The organism is Enterococcus sp. DIV1096b, assembly GCF_050498765.1.
GTDB lineage: Bacteria > Bacillota > Bacilli > Lactobacillales > Enterococcaceae > Enterococcus_D > Enterococcus_D entomosocium.
Genome location: NZ_JBMHEK010000001.1, coordinates 402,674 through 417,717, shown reverse-complemented (window position 1 = coordinate 417,717; position 15,044 = coordinate 402,674). Strand labels below are relative to the sequence as shown.

The 15,044-nt window shown below is 45.3% G+C and carries 16 protein-coding genes; 1 reads left to right on the top strand and 15 read right to left on the bottom strand.

Going from position 1 to position 15,044, the window contains the following annotated elements; genetic code table 11:
• Positions 1–55: 55 nt before the first annotated feature.
• Entirely contained in the window at positions 56–1,174 is a 1,119-nt protein-coding gene (mnmA, locus tag IGJ17_RS01985; RefSeq protein ID WP_026008140.1) for a tRNA 2-thiouridine(34) synthase MnmA, read from the bottom strand.
• Between the two features lie 368 nt (positions 1,175–1,542).
• Here mnmA and IGJ17_RS01980 point away from each other — a divergent pair, with 368 nt between their 5' ends.
• Positions 1,543–2,256 (top strand): C39 family peptidase, encoded by a 714-nt coding sequence (locus IGJ17_RS01980; protein ID WP_061053675.1) that lies wholly within the window; start codon positions 1,543–1,545, stop codon positions 2,254–2,256.
• An 86-nt stretch (positions 2,257–2,342) separates the two neighbouring features.
• On the opposite strand, the gene IGJ17_RS01975 is transcribed toward IGJ17_RS01980, so the two are convergent.
• From IGJ17_RS01975 to IGJ17_RS01910, 14 genes are all read right to left on the bottom strand, one after another.
• Positions 2,343–2,861, bottom strand: coding sequence for an Asp23/Gls24 family envelope stress response protein (locus IGJ17_RS01975; protein ID WP_005232258.1), 519 nt, complete (start codon positions 2,859–2,861; stop codon positions 2,343–2,345).
• Between the two features lie 56 nt (positions 2,862–2,917).
• Positions 2,918–3,112, bottom strand: coding sequence for a DUF2273 domain-containing protein (locus tag IGJ17_RS01970; protein WP_005232259.1), 195 nt, complete (start codon positions 3,110–3,112; stop codon positions 2,918–2,920).
• Between the two features lie 11 nt (positions 3,113–3,123).
• Positions 3,124–3,687, bottom strand: a complete 564-nt coding sequence (gene amaP / locus IGJ17_RS01965; RefSeq protein ID WP_005232260.1) for an alkaline shock response membrane anchor protein AmaP — start codon at positions 3,685–3,687, stop codon at positions 3,124–3,126.
• A 205-nt stretch (positions 3,688–3,892) separates the two neighbouring features.
• On the bottom strand, positions 3,893–4,498 hold the full coding sequence (locus IGJ17_RS01960; RefSeq protein ID WP_087664819.1) for a metallophosphoesterase: 606 nt from the start codon (positions 4,496–4,498) through the stop codon (positions 3,893–3,895).
• A gap of 42 nt (positions 4,499–4,540) precedes the next feature.
• Positions 4,541–5,386, bottom strand: coding sequence for an aldo/keto reductase (locus IGJ17_RS01955; RefSeq protein WP_016611429.1), 846 nt, complete (start codon positions 5,384–5,386; stop codon positions 4,541–4,543).
• Between the two features lie 177 nt (positions 5,387–5,563).
• Entirely contained in the window at positions 5,564–5,905 is a 342-nt protein-coding gene (locus tag IGJ17_RS01950) for a DUF1831 domain-containing protein (protein ID WP_005232263.1), read from the bottom strand.
• A 68-nt stretch (positions 5,906–5,973) separates the two neighbouring features.
• The gene (locus IGJ17_RS01945) at positions 5,974–7,113 is read right to left on the bottom strand and encodes a cysteine desulfurase family protein (RefSeq protein WP_087664818.1); all 1,140 of its coding nucleotides are present in this window, start codon (positions 7,111–7,113) and stop codon (positions 5,974–5,976) included.
• A 199-nt stretch (positions 7,114–7,312) separates the two neighbouring features.
• Entirely contained in the window at positions 7,313–8,266 is a 954-nt protein-coding gene (gene manA, locus IGJ17_RS01940; protein ID WP_176257035.1) for a mannose-6-phosphate isomerase, class I, read from the bottom strand.
• A gap of 45 nt (positions 8,267–8,311) precedes the next feature.
• Positions 8,312–9,328, bottom strand: coding sequence for a serine hydrolase domain-containing protein (locus IGJ17_RS01935; RefSeq protein ID WP_429961623.1), 1,017 nt, complete (start codon positions 9,326–9,328; stop codon positions 8,312–8,314).
• 198 nt (positions 9,329–9,526) lie between these two features.
• Positions 9,527–10,348 (bottom strand): VOC family protein, encoded by an 822-nt coding sequence (locus IGJ17_RS01930; protein WP_086372563.1) that lies wholly within the window; start codon positions 10,346–10,348, stop codon positions 9,527–9,529.
• Positions 10,349–10,523: 175 nt separating this feature from the next.
• Positions 10,524–11,285, bottom strand: coding sequence for an acetylglutamate kinase (gene argB, locus IGJ17_RS01925; protein WP_005232286.1), 762 nt, complete (start codon positions 11,283–11,285; stop codon positions 10,524–10,526).
• A gap of 35 nt (positions 11,286–11,320) precedes the next feature.
• Positions 11,321–12,511: a bifunctional glutamate N-acetyltransferase/amino-acid acetyltransferase ArgJ gene (gene argJ, locus IGJ17_RS01920; RefSeq protein WP_034878112.1), complete on the bottom strand. Its 1,191-nt coding sequence runs from the start codon at positions 12,509–12,511 to the stop codon at positions 11,321–11,323.
• Positions 12,512–12,589: 78 nt separating this feature from the next.
• Positions 12,590–13,612 (bottom strand): N-acetyl-gamma-glutamyl-phosphate reductase, encoded by a 1,023-nt coding sequence (gene argC / locus IGJ17_RS01915; RefSeq protein ID WP_429946998.1) that lies wholly within the window; start codon positions 13,610–13,612, stop codon positions 12,590–12,592.
• A 146-nt stretch (positions 13,613–13,758) separates the two neighbouring features.
• Positions 13,759–14,904 (bottom strand): acetylornithine transaminase, encoded by a 1,146-nt coding sequence (locus IGJ17_RS01910; protein ID WP_429946997.1) that lies wholly within the window; start codon positions 14,902–14,904, stop codon positions 13,759–13,761.
• Positions 14,905–15,044: the final 140 nt, after the last annotated feature.

The following is a 15,044-nucleotide window of genomic DNA, read 5'->3' as shown; positions in this document are numbered from 1 at the left end:
GCTAAGTGCAACTGATTGGTTCAGTGTTCTTAGCTAGGGCAGATTGTGTTAGTGGTTAAACATATTGTAATTCTTTGGCTTCTTTGTAGGCTGCATCGATCAAACCGCCGCCCAAGCATTCCATCCCGTCATAAAAAACGACTGCTTGTCCAGGAGTGATGGCGCGTACTGGTTCGTCAAAAATCACTTCTGCTCGATCTCCATCTAATAGACGCACCGTTACCGGTACATCTTGTTGACGGTAGCGGAATTTTGCTGTGCATGAAAATTCCGTGCCGCGGTCTTGTTCTGTAGTAAAGTGGATTTGGCTTGCTTCCAAGCGATCTGCATACAAAGCGGGGTGATGGAATCCTTGTCCCACATACAAAGTGTTGGTCGCTAAGTCTTTTCCTACGACAAACCATGGTTCTTGAGTGGCACCGCCGCCGCCAATGCCTAAGCCTTGACGTTGTCCGATGGTGTAGTACATCAAGCCATCGTGTTGTCCTTTGACTTCGCCATCTAATGTAACCATATTGCCTTTTTTCGCTGGCAAGTAATTACTCAAAAATTGTTTGAAATTCTTTTCTCCGATAAAGCAGACACCCGTGGAATCTTTTTTCTTGGCTGTTGCTAGACCTGCCCGTTCAGCGATCGCTCGTACTTCTGATTTTTCCATGCCGCCTAGTGGGAACATGGTTTTGCTCAATTGTTCTTGTGACAATTGGCTTAAGAAATACGTTTGATCTTTGTTGTTATCCACGCCTCGCAACATATGAGTTACGCCGTTTTCATCAACGGTCACTTGCGCATAATGGCCAGTTGCTACATAGTCGGCACCAAGATCCATCGCATAATCCAAAAAGGCTTTGAACTTGATTTCCTTGTTACACATGACATCTGGATTTGGCGTCCGTCCGGCACGGTATTCTGCAAGAAAATATTCAAATACACGGTCCCAATATTCTTTTTCGAAATTCACTGAATAATAAGGAATCCCGATTTGCGCAGCCACTTTGGCTACGTCTTTGTAGTCTTCTGTTGCGGTACAAACACCGTTTTCATCGGTATCATCCCAATTTTTCATAAAGATCCCGACAACATCATACCCTTGTTCTTTCAGCAAAAGTGCTGTTACTGACGAGTCTACCCCGCCACTCATTCCAACCACCACACGGGTGTTTTCGTTAGACATGATCGTTTCACCATCATTTCAATTATAGATTCTGAAATCATCTACGATTTGAAGGTCGCAACTTTTCAGTAATTTGCATTATACAACAAAACACAAAAAACTTCACTGTTTGCTGTCTTTTCTTAAAAATTCCTTTTTTAGAAAAGACATCTGGAGAGAAGTTGCTGTTCGTTATTCCACCCACTCAGCCAAATAGAGGAAGCGCTGCTTTTGTGTCTGTCATCGACAGCTGTCCAAACAGTAACAACTTACTTTTCAAATGGTGGTTGTCATAAAATCGTATGAAATTCTTCAGGAAATGCAGAAATGCTCTTATTAGAAAAAGACTATACTTCTCTTAGATACTACTTTACGAGGAGGGGCATTTCATGCGATCGCACACAAGGATATCGAAAACGAGGAGAAACGATGGGAAGAAAGAAAAGAGCCTTGCACTGCTGCTTTTTCTCATCGGTGGTGTTTTTGTCATTCATTACGTGATTGATCAGGTCAGGGATGCTGCGTTTGATCAGACAGCGCTTGTCTCAAAACAGTTCACTCGCCAAGCCAATCAAGCGATTCAACAAGCGATGGCAGATACGCAGCAACTGCCGTTGATTGTACAAACCGATCAACGCTGGGGCAATAACACGTATGGATATGGAGAAGAGCAAAATACGTTTGCGGCAAACGGGTGCGCTATTGCTTCTTTAGCCATGATCGATTCTTTTTGGACGGATCGTCCGCCGAATCCTGACAAACTATTGGAGTGGGCTGGCGATCAATTTTATCTTCCCAAACAAGGAACGAGTTGGCAAATCTTTCCTCAGTTTGCCGAAGCTTTTGGTTACCAATTTGCCGATTTAGGGGATTCATTTGAGGCTGCCTATGAGAAAATGACACAAGGCATCCCCGTTGTGGTCTCGGTTCAAGCAGGAACCTTTACGACATCCGGACATATTATGGTATTGGCTTTGAACAAAGAAGGAACGATTCAAGTATTCGATCCTAATGATTCCCCCGAAAAAGCCCATTATGAGAAAAGCTATCCTAACGATGTCTTTCAAGCAGAAGGAATCCATTATTGGAGCTTTTGGCTTTGATGTTCTGATCGGCTGAAGCTGCAAAAATACACCTTTTGTGGGACAAAAAAAGACTAGCCGCAGCTAGTCTTTTGCTTATCTTGCTATTATTGAACGCGTGGTTCGTTGTTTTCTTGAATACGCGTCGTTGTCCGGTTGAAGGCACCTTTGGCTTTACGTGTTTGTTTTGACGCAAAGTCGCCAGTTGTTTCTGCCGCACTGCTTACTTTGTCTTGAACTGTTTCAGAGTCTTTTTCGAATTGTTCACGTGTTTTGACATCTGCTACATTCACGTTTACTTCGATGACTTCTAAATTCGTCATTTTGTTGACTTGTGTTGAAACAACCTCTTTGATTTGGTCGTAGATCGTGGTCATGTCGCTGCCATATTCTGCAACGATATCAAGATCGACTGCCACTTGTTTTTTCCCAACTTCAACATTGATCCCTGAAGTCACATCATCGGTGTTGACTAATTTACCTGCAATATTTGAGAAGAAACCGCCATCGACTGTTAAGAGTCCGTCTACAGATTCTAATGCAATGCCTACGATTTTTTGAATCACTTTATCTTCGTAAGTTAATTCTCCTTTAACACCTGTTGTTGGTTTTGTTTGGTTTTCCATCGTACATTCCTCCTACTATAATCTTGATATAAATTAAACTAATAATGTTACCAAAGTTAACGGCGCGGTCTTTGAAATTGTTCAAAGAATCCGACTTCTTTGAGATAAAATCCCAGATACGTACCTAGTGCCGTAAATAGCACCAGCAGTATGGTTTTCAAAAAGCCGATCGTTAGAAACAGGATCGCTAGGATCAAACCGAAACCTGCAAAGATAAGCGGGATCTTATAGTGGTAGAACCATTCACTCATACCTGTTCCTCCTAAACTACACGCGGTTGGTCATGGGCTGCTGGCGTTTCTTGCGTATCTTTTAAAACAACTTCCGTTTGGATATTGCTTTCGATACCGAAAAGCTGCTGCAGACTGCTGCTGATCTCACCAACCAAAGCTTCTTGTTTTTGCGGGATGGCTGCTGTTTGTTTCATTTCTCCATCGATTTTTACCGCTACTTTATTCTTGACGATTTTGATTTTTACCGATGGCTGATGGATGAAATCTGCTTGTTTCACCCGCTCGAGCACAAAATGCTCTAACGCCTTCTTCTGAATCACTAAATCGCCTGTCTTATGGGGAATGATCAAGCGGTCTGAGCGTTTTGGATAAAACAAAACGACAAAGAGTGCGATCACTGTAAAAATAGCAAAGCCAACAGATAACCAAAAGAGCAGCATACTCATGGAAGATCCGACCCAAGGATATTCATCCAAAGGAATCAAGTAAACAGGCAATGAAGCCGCTTGCTGATTGGCGATGATCCCAAAATAAAAGACAAGTAAGAGTAAAAGTAATCCGATGATAAAAATCACTTTAGAAATCTTACGCATTGGCAACCTCCTTTACTGCTTTCTACTTAAAGCATACACATTTCTTAAATATCCATCAAATAATAACTCTTGGAATCGATTATTTTTTACATATAAAGTTTATTTTTATCAAAAAAATTTCCTTAATCAAAGCTTGCTGTCAAAGTCATCACAAAAAAAGCAAGCCGTCCGACGTTGTCTTGACGCTTGCTTTTCTTGTTATCTGTTAACGAGCTAGCTTGGCAAGTTCTTGTTGTTTTGCATGATACAGCACCGCCAGTTCATTTTCGGAAACTGGTCGACCGAAGGGACGCGGCTGCGGCAGAAACGCCAATTCCGGCGCATCGACTCCTACGTTGAGATTCTCAGCGATTGGAACACTGTGATGATGGATATGCCCATGCAGATTGCGGCTGTTTTTGGTGATCCCCAGCAGCATAGGATAATGGGTCAATATAAATTGCTGGTGAGCAAACTTCAGCAAAACACCAACATCTTCAAACGCATACTTTTGGGCTCCCAAACAACCAGGATCATGCTTGCGCAAGTACGCAAAGAAAGCCCGGGTATCATGATTGCCTTTGATAAAAACGATTTTGCCCTGCAGCTGTGCTAACAGCGCAGCAATTTCTGGAAAGCCTGCTTCATAAGCAGGGTGCATCGCGACATCCCCTAAATGATAAACGACATCTTTATCCGCAACCACCTCATTCCAGCTAGCGATCATCGTTTCATGCATTTGCGTCACTGTCTCAAAGGGGCGTGGGGCAAAGTCATTGTCCCCGAGCAAGGCTGCATGAAAATAATGGGTATCAGACGTAAAAAATTTCATAGTCGCTCCTTACTTTACTGCTTTTTTCTGTGATTAGGGTCTTCAAATCATCGCTAGCGGCTGCTTTTTCGTTGGCTCCGGAAAGCGTGCATCGATTGTCGCCAATTCGCTTTTGGAAAAAACGATTTTGGCAGCTTCAATGTTCTGCAGCATATGCAGCGAGTCACTGGTTTGTGGGATCGCTAAGACGTGGGGTTGTCGGAGGGTCCATGCCAAAAGCAGCTGAAAAATCGTGCAGCCTTTGGCTTCTGCTAGCTCTTTCAAGACTTCATCATTTTTAAAGTGGTGCCCTAACCGATCGCCTTGAGCAATTGGTGAGTAGGCAATCACCGGAATCTCCGTCTCTGCCTGCCAAGGCAAAAGATCGTATTCGATCCCGCGGGCGCCTAAATTATAGAGTACTTGGTTGGCGGCACATTGATCGCCGTTTTCTAACCGCAACAGCTCCTCCATATCTGCCACGTCAAAATTAGAGACGCCCCATGCGCGAATTTTTCCAGAGTCTTTGGCAGCTTCTAGTGCGTCAACTGTTTCTGCTAACGGTACATCCCCTCGCCAGTGTAACAGATACAGATCAAGATAGTCGGTGCCTAAACGCGCTAAGCTGCGGTCTAAAGCTTTTGGCAATTCATCGGTGGAGGCATTCCAGGGATAGACTTTTGAAATCAAATAAAGATCTGCTCGTGTAAAGGGCTGGATCGCCTTGCCAACTAGCGTTTCTGCGTTTCCCTCGCCGTACATTTCTGCGGTATCGATGACAGCCGCTCCGGCTTTGATGCCCGCTTGCAGCGCATCGATCTCGGCTTTTTCCTTAGCTGGGTCATCCCCCATATGCCAAGTCCCCATTCCAACGGCTAACACGGATTGCTTGTTTAAGGTTCGTTTCATCTGGATTCCTTCTTTCTCGTCTCAACGTATCCACTTTCTGAGAACGGCTTAGGTTTGTTTTCTTTAGTATAAAAAGAAACCGGCAAAGATACAAAAGAAGTGTATCAATCCCTTGCCTGCTTGGCGGAGTGACACACTTCTTGCCCTTTGAACGGTATAGCTGCTTTTGACAAAAGCTTACGCTTTGACAAACAACCCGCGGCTGATAAAACCATCCATTAAAAAGTAAAATTTTTCTTGCAGCATTTTGTGCTGTTCATCTTTGAAAATATTGACTGCTTTTAATCCATTGGCTGTCGTGATGGACATCTTGAAGGTTTGCAGATCTTTTGCAACAGTGATTTTTAATTTAAAGCCTTCTTTGCTTTGGGGTGTTGCTTCAAGGCCACGAATCAATTGGAAGTTGCCGCCGTTCGTTTCTGTAAAGCCATTATCCCGCAACGTATATTTTTTTGCTTCAGGAGCAATGCGGTATTGGGTTGCTGCGCCTAAAACGGTTGCTGTTGTTTCAAATGCCATGTTCTTCACCTCTTTAACATCATTTCTTTCATTATAAATAGTTTTCAGCGAGATTGCTAGCTGTTCTCCTACTTTTTCGTTGCTAAGACAGTTTCTGCTAATAGCTGAGCAAATGCTTCGATTTCCGCCAATGTGTTGCCATAGCCAAAGCTGACTCTGACCGATTCCCGGATAGCTGGATGCTCTTTGCCCACCATCGCTTCTAGCACATGGGAGGGTTCCACATTGCCCGCCGTACAAGCGCTGCCTGTCGAGATGGCGGCCCCTTTTAAGTCCAATTTCATCAGTAACAAGTCACTGCTGACCCCTGGGAAACGCAGATTCAAAATATGCGGCAATTTGTGTGCTGGGTCACCATTCAACTGAACATCGATGCCTTGTGCTGCTAAGGTCTCCATCAGTACATCGGCAAACGTTTGATATTGTTCTGCCGCTGCTTGCTGTGCTTCGGGGGTATGCAAAGAAGCTGCTTTGGCCATCCCCGTGATGGCTGCCAAGTTTTCCGTCCCTGCTCGCCGTTTTTCTTCTTGTTCGCCACCATGGAGTAGCGAAGGTAGCGACAAGCCATCTCGTTTATACAAAAAACCGATCCCTTTTGGTCCATTGATTTTGTGAGCGGAAATGCTTAAGAGATCAATGCTATTTTCATTGATTTCAAGCGGGATCTTGCCATAAGCTTGCACGGCATCGGTATGAAAAACGGCGGGATGCTCCCGTAAAAGGGCGCCAATTTCTGCAATCGGTAGCAAATTGCCCGTTTCATTGTTTGCCGTCATTATGGATACTAAAATCGTATCGGGACGTAAGGCAGCCTCAACTTCACTGACGGCCAATTGCCCCTTTTGATCTACGGGCAAATAGGTCACCTCAAAGCCTGAGCCTTCTAAATAGCGCATACTCTCAATGACCGCCGGATGTTCGATCTGGGTCGTAATGATATGTTTGCCTTGTGCTTGTTTGCTAAGGGCTGTACCGATGATCGCTGTATTATCGCTTTCGGTACCTCCACTGTTAAAAATGATCTCATGTTCCTTGACCCCTAGCTGCTGAGCGATCGCTTGACGAGCCAATTCTAATTGGGTGTGGGCGTCTCGACCATAATGATGAATGCTTGATGGATTGCCAAAAAATGTCTGCATCGTTTCACTCATCACTTTGATCACTTCTGGGTGCAGCGGTGTCGTTGCTGCATGATCTAAGTAAACCATTCTTTTCACCTATCCTTCATTACTGCCATTATAACAAATCTTCCTCAGACGTCTATCGTGAGTGTCCATACGAAAAAACCTGTCAGTCAAAAGCGGAAAAATCGCCAATGATGACAGGCAGCTGAACGCGTTCAGCCTTACGAAAAATCAGGAACGTGTGCTGTTTTGCTTGTGCGAATCACGTCACTTACTGATCGTTTTATTTTTTTCCAGGTTCAGAGGCAATGACAGTCAATTCACCAACCAATTCCCATTTCTTGATCGGGTTTGGCAAAATGCAGCTCGTGCCCATTTTTAGTTCATAGGAATGACCGTCGATCATCAACTGCCCATACCCATCGATCACAGTCATCAAGGTATAATCGGCCTTTTGTGCCAACGATAATTTTCCACGTACTTCCCATTCATACACATTGAAAAATGGCGTTTCAAGATAGGTAACGACTGCTGATTGTCCTTGTTTGACTTCACGGATCGATAATTCTGGCGTCCGTGCAGGAATCGTCGTCACATCGATTGATTGTTGGATATGCAGCTCCCGTGTTTGTCCTTGATCATCAGTACGATCATAGTCGTACACCCGATAAGTCGTATCCGAGCTTTGTTGGGTTTCTAAGATCATGATCCCTTTCCCAATGGCGTGGATCGTTCCACTTGGCACATAGAAGAAATCCCCTTTTTTCACAGGGACTTTTGTTAACAAATCATCCCAACGACCCGCTTCGATCATTTCCGCAAGTTCTTCTTTGGTTTGTGCGTGGTGGCCATAAATGATTTCCGCACCTGGTTCGGCATCAATAATGTACCAGCATTCCGTTTTCCCTAATTCCCCTTCATGGGCTAGCCCATACGTGTCATCAGGATGGACCTGAACGGATAGATCATCTTCCGCGTCTAGAATTTTAATTAATAATGGAAAGACTGGTTCGTCTGAATGTCCAAACAGTTCTTGATGGTCTTGCCAAAGATCCGCCAATGTTTTGCCTTTAAACGGACCATTTTCAATGACGCTCACCCCATGAGGATGCGCACTGATCGCCCAATCTTCACCGATTTTGTCACTCGGTAAATCAAAACCAAAAACAGAATGCAGGCGACTGCCGCCCCAAATTTTTTCTTGAAAAACAGGTTTCATAAACAATGGTTCCATAATTGTTCCCCTCTCTAGTTGTTCGTGCATATTATAGCATGAATCCGCTTATTCGGCAGATTCTTTTAAGTAACATTGCAGGATTTCGTCACGATGACCCAAGTAGCTTTCTCGATGATCCACTGGATGGACCCGATTCGATAAGAAAATAAACGCTTTTTTGTTAGGGATATCTACTGCGAGAAACGTGCCTGTATAGCCTGTATGAAATAATTGGTACGACGCACCCAATAAGTCCCAGCCATAGGTGCGGGGCTTTGTGCTTTCAGGCGTCTGTCTCTGAGCCAGCGCCTGCATGACTTTTTCTGAGAAAAACGGCGCCCCTTGCTGCTGACCATTTGCCAGTAACAGTTGAACGAACAGCGTCAAATCATCCACGGTAGAAAACAACCCGGCGTTGCCGGCATGGTTTCCCAGCACTCGTGCTTTTGGGTCATGGGTGATTCCTCTAAGGATACTGCCGTCTGGCTGCTGCTGGGTAGGCACGATCAATGGCAGCTGTGAAGGAGGAAAAGGCGGAAAGCCGCTGTTCTTCATGCCTAAAGGCGTCAAGACTTCTTCTTGAAAAATCTCGGTCACTGATTTTTGATACAGCTCCTCCAATAAAAAGCCCAGCAAAATCGTACCAGTATCCGTATAGTTGACCGTTTGACCGATCGTATCACTGCTTTCAAGCTGCAAATACGCCTTGCGCAAAGCAGCAGCACCCAACTGGTCTCGATGAGGAATCCACGTGTTGATGGCTGCCGTATGCGTCAGCAAGTGCTTGATCGTTACCCGATCGTCTTTAAACGCTGGCAACCAACGAGTAAGCGGTGCCTCCATCTCGATTTTCCCTTGATCCCACAATTTTAACAGGACGGTGGTTGTACAAATGACTTTCGTCAATGAGGCTAAATCAAACAAATGATCTTTCGTCATGGGTTCGGTTTTCGGAAGAAGCGCTGCCTGTCCGAATACCTGTGTCTCTTGGGTTTCACCGGCGATAAAACGCAGCACCGCTCCTGGGAAAACGGTCGGCATTTTTTCTTGAATGAGCTGTACTGTTTCTGGGTACATTGTCATCATTCCATACTCGCTCCTTTCAGGCTTGTCTTGCTTCTAACTTTAGCACTTTTTAGCAGCAAACAAAACTCGTTATGCCCTTTTTTTCTCCAGCTATTCGCCTCGATCAGCTAATCGATTCGCTTGCTTGGTTTCTTAGACATCAAAAAACATCGACCACTCAAAAGAGTTTCCGATGTTTTTCTTATCTATTTGGATTTATTTTTTTACGATAAACCACCATTCGATACCGATCGCATCGTAGGTCGTCAACAATTGCCGTTTTTTGTCGATGAAAAACTCTTGCTTCTTCTCAGACAAGTGTTTTTCTAATGTATCGATATCTTCTTGACTGATGGAGATTTTCAAGAAGTCTAAGCCAAGCACCTCATGGGTCGGTAAATCGATCGTACCACCTTGTGCTTCCGTCAAGCCAACTTGGAAGTCACCATCATTGAGGATAAATTCCTTCGTTTCGGCTTCTTTTGTTTTCAACCCTAAGCTTTCTTCTAAGAAAAGCTGCTCTTTGGCTAGATTACTGACGTTTAAATACAGCTTGCCAAAATGAGCTTCTTTTGATAAGCCAGCCGCTTTTGCAGGTGCCGCTTTGATCAATTCTGCTTCGTCTTTTGGTACCGCAGTTCCTGCGGGTGCTGTAAATAAGACTTCGATTTTGTTTCCTTCTGGATCCGCTATAATAAAGCCTAATTGATTCGCTTCATAACGAGCTTCTTCGAAAGCAATCGCTTTTTGTTGGGCATTGCTCGCGATAGTTGCCGCTTCTTCTAGCGAGGATACGGCTAAAACGATGCGCTGCATCTTTTTGATCTCACCGAAATGGTCGTTGGCACGCGGGCTTTCTTCCAACCATAAAACTTCTCTATCTAATCCTTTTAGACCAAAGATGGCCAACTCATTTTCTTCTCTTTTCAGCTCAAAGCCAAGTACATCGCGATAAAAGGCAATCGCTTGATCGCGGTCTTTTACCCGAATTGCAACAGTCAGCAACTTCGTACTGCTCCCCAATAAGAAATCTGTCATTGTTTCTCCCCCTACTTACATATGTACTCATTGTACTGATAAAACGAAATTCTAGCAAATGAAATCCCTATCTCTTTTATTCTTTTTTTAGAGAAAATAAGAAGAAACGCACAGAAAAGTCAGAATTTTGCATTTTTATGAGTAGAGAGGAGGCGCTTGGGTGTCGCTAATGGCTTCAACTACAGCCAGCTGCTGCTGGACTTGCCGCGAGGATCTGGGTTCCTAAACGATCGATCCGATCGGTGATACAAACGGCAGCTACCCCTGCTTTTAAGGCTTTCTGAGCACTTTTTAGTTTTGGCAGCATGCCGCCCGTGACTACTTCTTCGGTGATCAAGCGGGGGATCTCTTCAAAAGAAACAGCGGATAACCACTTGCTTTCTTGCTTGATCCCAGGGACATCCGTCAGCAAATACAGTTTTTCGGCTTGTAAGCTGGCTGCGACCTGACAAGCCACTTCATCCGCGTTGATGTTCAACCATTGCCCCTCTGGCGTAATTCCTAGTGGGGCCAAGATCGGGACATGTTTTTTCTCTGTCAAGAGCTGCAAGAAGGCGGCGTTGATTCGCTGAACTTTCCCTACTTGCCCTAATTTCTCCTCATCGATAACTTCTCCTTGGATCAGCTGATCACAGCCAGCATTCAGTCCCACGGCATGGAAGCCAGCTTGCTGGAAAGCAGTCGTAATCAGCGGTTGAACTTGTCCCAAAAGGACCATTCTAGTCACTTCAAGCGTCTGGGGATCGGTCACCCGCAAGCCGTCTTTGATTTTGACTGTCAACGCCATTTTCTCCATCATTTCTGAGATGTAGTGACCACCGCCATGGACGATGACCACTTTTTTGCCCGCAGCTTGCCAATCTGCTATCGTCTCAAAGAATGACGGGGTTAAATTTTCTGAGGCGACACCGCCGATTTTTACTACGATCGTTTCCATCTACTCGCTCCTTTTTGTCTAGTACCTGATTTGTTTCAGGTATGATATAGTGCGTTGATTTTCACATAGTCATACGTCAGATCACAGCCCCAAGCGGTGCCAACACCTGCCCCTTCTTTCAGCTCAACAGCGACTTTGACTTCATTTTCCGCCAACTGTTCTTGCATGATGGTTTCGTCAAAAGCTACCGGCGTCCCTTGGACAAAGACGGGAATGTCGGCTAATGCGATCGATACCGTTGCTGGATCGATGGGTTGCCCACTATAACCCACTGCACATAAGATACGCCCCCAGTTTGGGTCTTTGCCAAAGAGGGCTGTTTTGACCAGCGGCGAACCGACGATGGTTTTGCTGATCATGCGGGCTGCTTCATCGGTCACAGCTCCACTCGTGTGAGCTTCGATCAATTTGCTGGCGCCTTCTCCGTCCTTCGCAATTGCTTTGGCTAAGGCGGTCAGAACTGCTTTAAGCATCCCTTTAAACTCATGGTAAGCTGGCGTATCGGCTTCGATCGTTGGATTTTTGGCTAACCCGTTGGCTAAAACTAACACCATATCATTGGTAGATGTATCGCCATCGACCGTGATTTGATTGAAAGTAACGTCGGTTAATTCTTTCAGCAGTGCTTGCAAGAGTGCTGGAGCGATCGCCGCATCTGTCGTAACAAAGGCCAGCATCGTGGCCATATTGGGATGGATCATACCAGACCCTTTGGCACAGCCCGCAACAGTCACCGTTTTGTCAGCGATTGTTGATTGGATGACACTGCTTTTTTCAGTCAGATCCGTCGTCAAAATCGCTCTTTGGAATTGGTGGGCATCCCCTTGCCTGTTTAGTTGCTGAATCCCTGCAGTGATTTTTTCCATCGGTAAGCTCTTGCCAATGATTCCGGTGGAGGCTACCGCAAAGGCTTCGGGACTCGTATGCAGCTGGTCTGCTGCCAATTCTGCCATCTCTTGTGCATCTTTTAAACCTTGCTCCCCGGTACAAGCATTGGCATTGCCCGCATTGACGATCACGCCTTGCAAGGTGCCTGCTTGCATTTTTTCCTTTGTAACGAGAATGGGTGCCGCTTGTACTTGATTGGTGGTAAAGACTGCCGCAGCACTGGCTGGCACTTCAGAGACGATCCAACCAAGATCGACTTTCTCTTTCTTCAGACCGCAATGCAGACCGTCGGCAAAAAAACCTTTTGGGGTTGCGATCGTTCCTTCGATTTCTTTCATTTTCTTTCCTCCTACTGCCACCTTTTTGCGGATTGTCCACTGGCTGACACGAGTATCCTCACGTGTCTGTTGGCTATTTTATGGGTATAACGGAGCTTGCATAAGACCGGTCGTTTCTGGTATCCCTGCCCATCGATTGAAGTTTTGGATCGCTTGGCCAGCAGCCCCTTTGCCTAAATTATCGATCACTGCGACAACGGTCAACACTTGGGTCAGCGGATTGAAACATAGGCCAATGTCACAAAAATTCGTTCCCGTCACTTGCCGCAGCTCGGGCAGCTTTCCTAACGGTTGCACTCGGACAAACGGATGGTCTTGATACGTTTTTACGTACTGCTCATAAATGTCCTCTTGCGAAATCGCGGCTTTGGTAGGGGCATAAAGCGTCATAAAGATCCCTCTTTTGACAGGCAGTAAGCTGGTAGAAAATTGGATCGGCGGCATTGCCTGATCCCATTGTTGAAACTGTTGCATGATCTCGGGAATATGCTGATGCTGATTTGGCTTATACATCGTCATGTTATCCGCAGCGGTTGCAAAGTGACTGCTGTCAGTCAATTTCTTTCCAGCACCCGATAAGCCCGACTTGCCATCAAAAATCAACGTGCCGCTGAATAGTTTTTGCTGAACCAACGGCGCAGCCGCTAAAATGGCAGCAGTCGCATAACAGCCTGGATTGGCGATCAAATTGCCAGAAGTCGTTGCAAACTCAGGCAGCGAATAGGTCGCTTGTGCCAACAACTCGGCAGGTGCAGCTTCTTGGTGATACCATTTTTGATAGCTATCCCGATCCTTCAATCGCAGATCACCAGAAAGGTCAATCACTGGAAAGTCATTTGCGACAAAAGTCGCTGCGAGTTCTTTGCTGATTCCAGCAGGAGTCGCAAAAAACACGAGTTGATTTTCCTTTTGGATTTTTTCTGCATCAAAAGGTTCGATCAACCGCTCTGTCAGTCCAATTAAATGAGGATACAAAACTGATGAATTTTCATGCATAGAATGACTATGCAAGGTGCCCACCTCCAATTGGGGATGCTGCTGGATCAAACGAATCAATTCAATTCCGGTATACCCTGTTACACCAACGATTGCTGCCTTCAAACACGTCACTCCTCAAAAGAATTTACTTAAGATTATAAGAAACTCCCATCGCTCTGTCAATGATTATTTATAAAACTATTCAAAATAAACTCGCTGTTATTCGGTTTTTATAAGAAAAAATGCCCAAAAAATCTATTTTTATACAATTATGCTAAGATCGCTTGTAAAATCGCCAAGGCTGCTTGCGTTTCCTCTTGCGAGATCGTTAAGGGTGGCAGCAAGCGCAAAACCTTGGTACCCGCCTTTAATGCGAGGAGGCCTTGGTTCCGCAGTTGAGTCAACACGGATTGCAAGCTTTCCGAATCTGCTAATTCGATACCAATCATCAATCCTTTCCCACGAATCGCATGCACCTTAGATAGTCCTTGCAATCCGTCGAAAAACTGCTGCTGACGCAATTGAACATTGACTTGAATGTCCTCTTCTTGCAACACACTGCAGACGGCACTAGCAGCGGCCATCGCTAATTTATTGCCACCAAAGGTCGAACCGTGACTACCGGGTCCAAAAGCCGTTTGCAAATGACTTTTGCCTAGCATTGCTCCGACAGGGATCCCGTTACCAAGCCCTTTTGCTACGGTAAAAAGATCAGGTTCAATGCCATATCCTTCAAAAGCAAACAGTGTTCCTGTCCGTCCCATCCCGGTTTGGATCTCATCCACCACCAGCAGTGCTCCCTGCTCCTGACAAAGGGCTGCCACCCCTTGGACCCACGCCACCTCGGCAGGGATCACGCCGCCTTCGCCTTGGATCAATTCTAAAAACACGGCTGCCGTCTGCTCATCTAAAACGGCTTGCAATGCCTCAAGGTCATTAAACGGTACATAAACCATCTCTGGTACCAGCGGACCAAACCCATCGTGAATACTGCTTTGCCCAGTCAAAGACATCGCGCCAAAGGTCCGACCGTGGAAAGATTGTTCAAAACTGATGACTTTGCTACGGCCAGTCGCTTTGCGAGCCAGCTTTAAAGCAGCTTCGTTCGCCTCAGCGCCACTATTGCAAAAATAAGCCAGATACGGCTCGTCTGAGGCGCTCGTTTGATTTTGGGTCAGCTTTTGGGCAACTTCTTCTTGCAGCTGGCTGTCATACAAATTCGGCACATGCCAAATTTGCTCTGCTTGGGTCATCAACGCGGCTTGCACTTTGGGATGCCCATAACCGAGATTAACGACCCCGATGCCGCTTGTTAAATCTAAATATTGGTTGCCTTGCGAATCTACGACATAGCTGCCGTTGCCTTGCTGGATATCGATGGGTAAACGACTGTAATTAGGAAAAAGATGGCTCATTGATTTCACTCCTTGTCTTGGATCATTCGAAATTATGTATTAATATACATTTTTATCTAGATAATTGCAATAAATATTTAAAATAAAGCCATATAAATTCATAAAAAAAGAAAGCAGTGACAATCACTGCTTTCTTTCAG

Bases quoted from the DNA above. Each gene is read 5' to 3' on its own strand.
- IGJ17_RS01935 (WP_429961623.1), bottom strand. From the start codon at position 9,328: ATGACAATGTACCCAGAAACAGTACAGCTCATTCAAGAAAAAATGCCG.
- argB (WP_005232286.1), bottom strand. From the start codon at position 11,285: ATGGAAACGATCGTAGTAAAAATCGGCGGTGTCGCCTCAGAAAATTTA.
- IGJ17_RS01975 (WP_005232258.1), bottom strand. From the start codon at position 2,861: ATGGAAAACCAAACAAAACCAACAACAGGTGTTAAAGGAGAATTAACT.
- IGJ17_RS01950 (WP_005232263.1), bottom strand. From the start codon at position 5,905: ATGGCATTTGAAACAACAGCAACCGTTTTAGGCGCAGCAACCCAATAC.
- IGJ17_RS01970 (WP_005232259.1), bottom strand. From the start codon at position 3,112: ATGAGTGAATGGTTCTACCACTATAAGATCCCGCTTATCTTTGCAGGT.
- amaP (WP_005232260.1), bottom strand. From the start codon at position 3,687: ATGCGTAAGATTTCTAAAGTGATTTTTATCATCGGATTACTTTTACTC.
- IGJ17_RS01945 (WP_087664818.1), bottom strand. From the start codon at position 7,113: ATGGTTTACTTAGATCATGCAGCAACGACACCGCTGCACCCAGAAGTG.
- IGJ17_RS01910 (WP_429946997.1), bottom strand. From the start codon at position 14,904: ATGAGCCATCTTTTTCCTAATTACAGTCGTTTACCCATCGATATCCAG.
- IGJ17_RS01980 (WP_061053675.1), top strand. From the start codon at position 1,543: ATGCGATCGCACACAAGGATATCGAAAACGAGGAGAAACGATGGGAAG.
- mnmA (WP_026008140.1), bottom strand. From the start codon at position 1,174: ATGTCTAACGAAAACACCCGTGTGGTGGTTGGAATGAGTGGCGGGGTA.
- IGJ17_RS01955 (WP_016611429.1), bottom strand. From the start codon at position 5,386: ATGAAACGAACCTTAAACAAGCAATCCGTGTTAGCCGTTGGAATGGGG.
- IGJ17_RS01960 (WP_087664819.1), bottom strand. From the start codon at position 4,498: ATGAAATTTTTTACGTCTGATACCCATTATTTTCATGCAGCCTTGCTC.
- IGJ17_RS01930 (WP_086372563.1), bottom strand. From the start codon at position 10,348: ATGACAGATTTCTTATTGGGGAGCAGTACGAAGTTGCTGACTGTTGCA.
- argJ (WP_034878112.1), bottom strand. From the start codon at position 12,511: ATGAAAGAAATCGAAGGAACGATCGCAACCCCAAAAGGTTTTTTTGCC.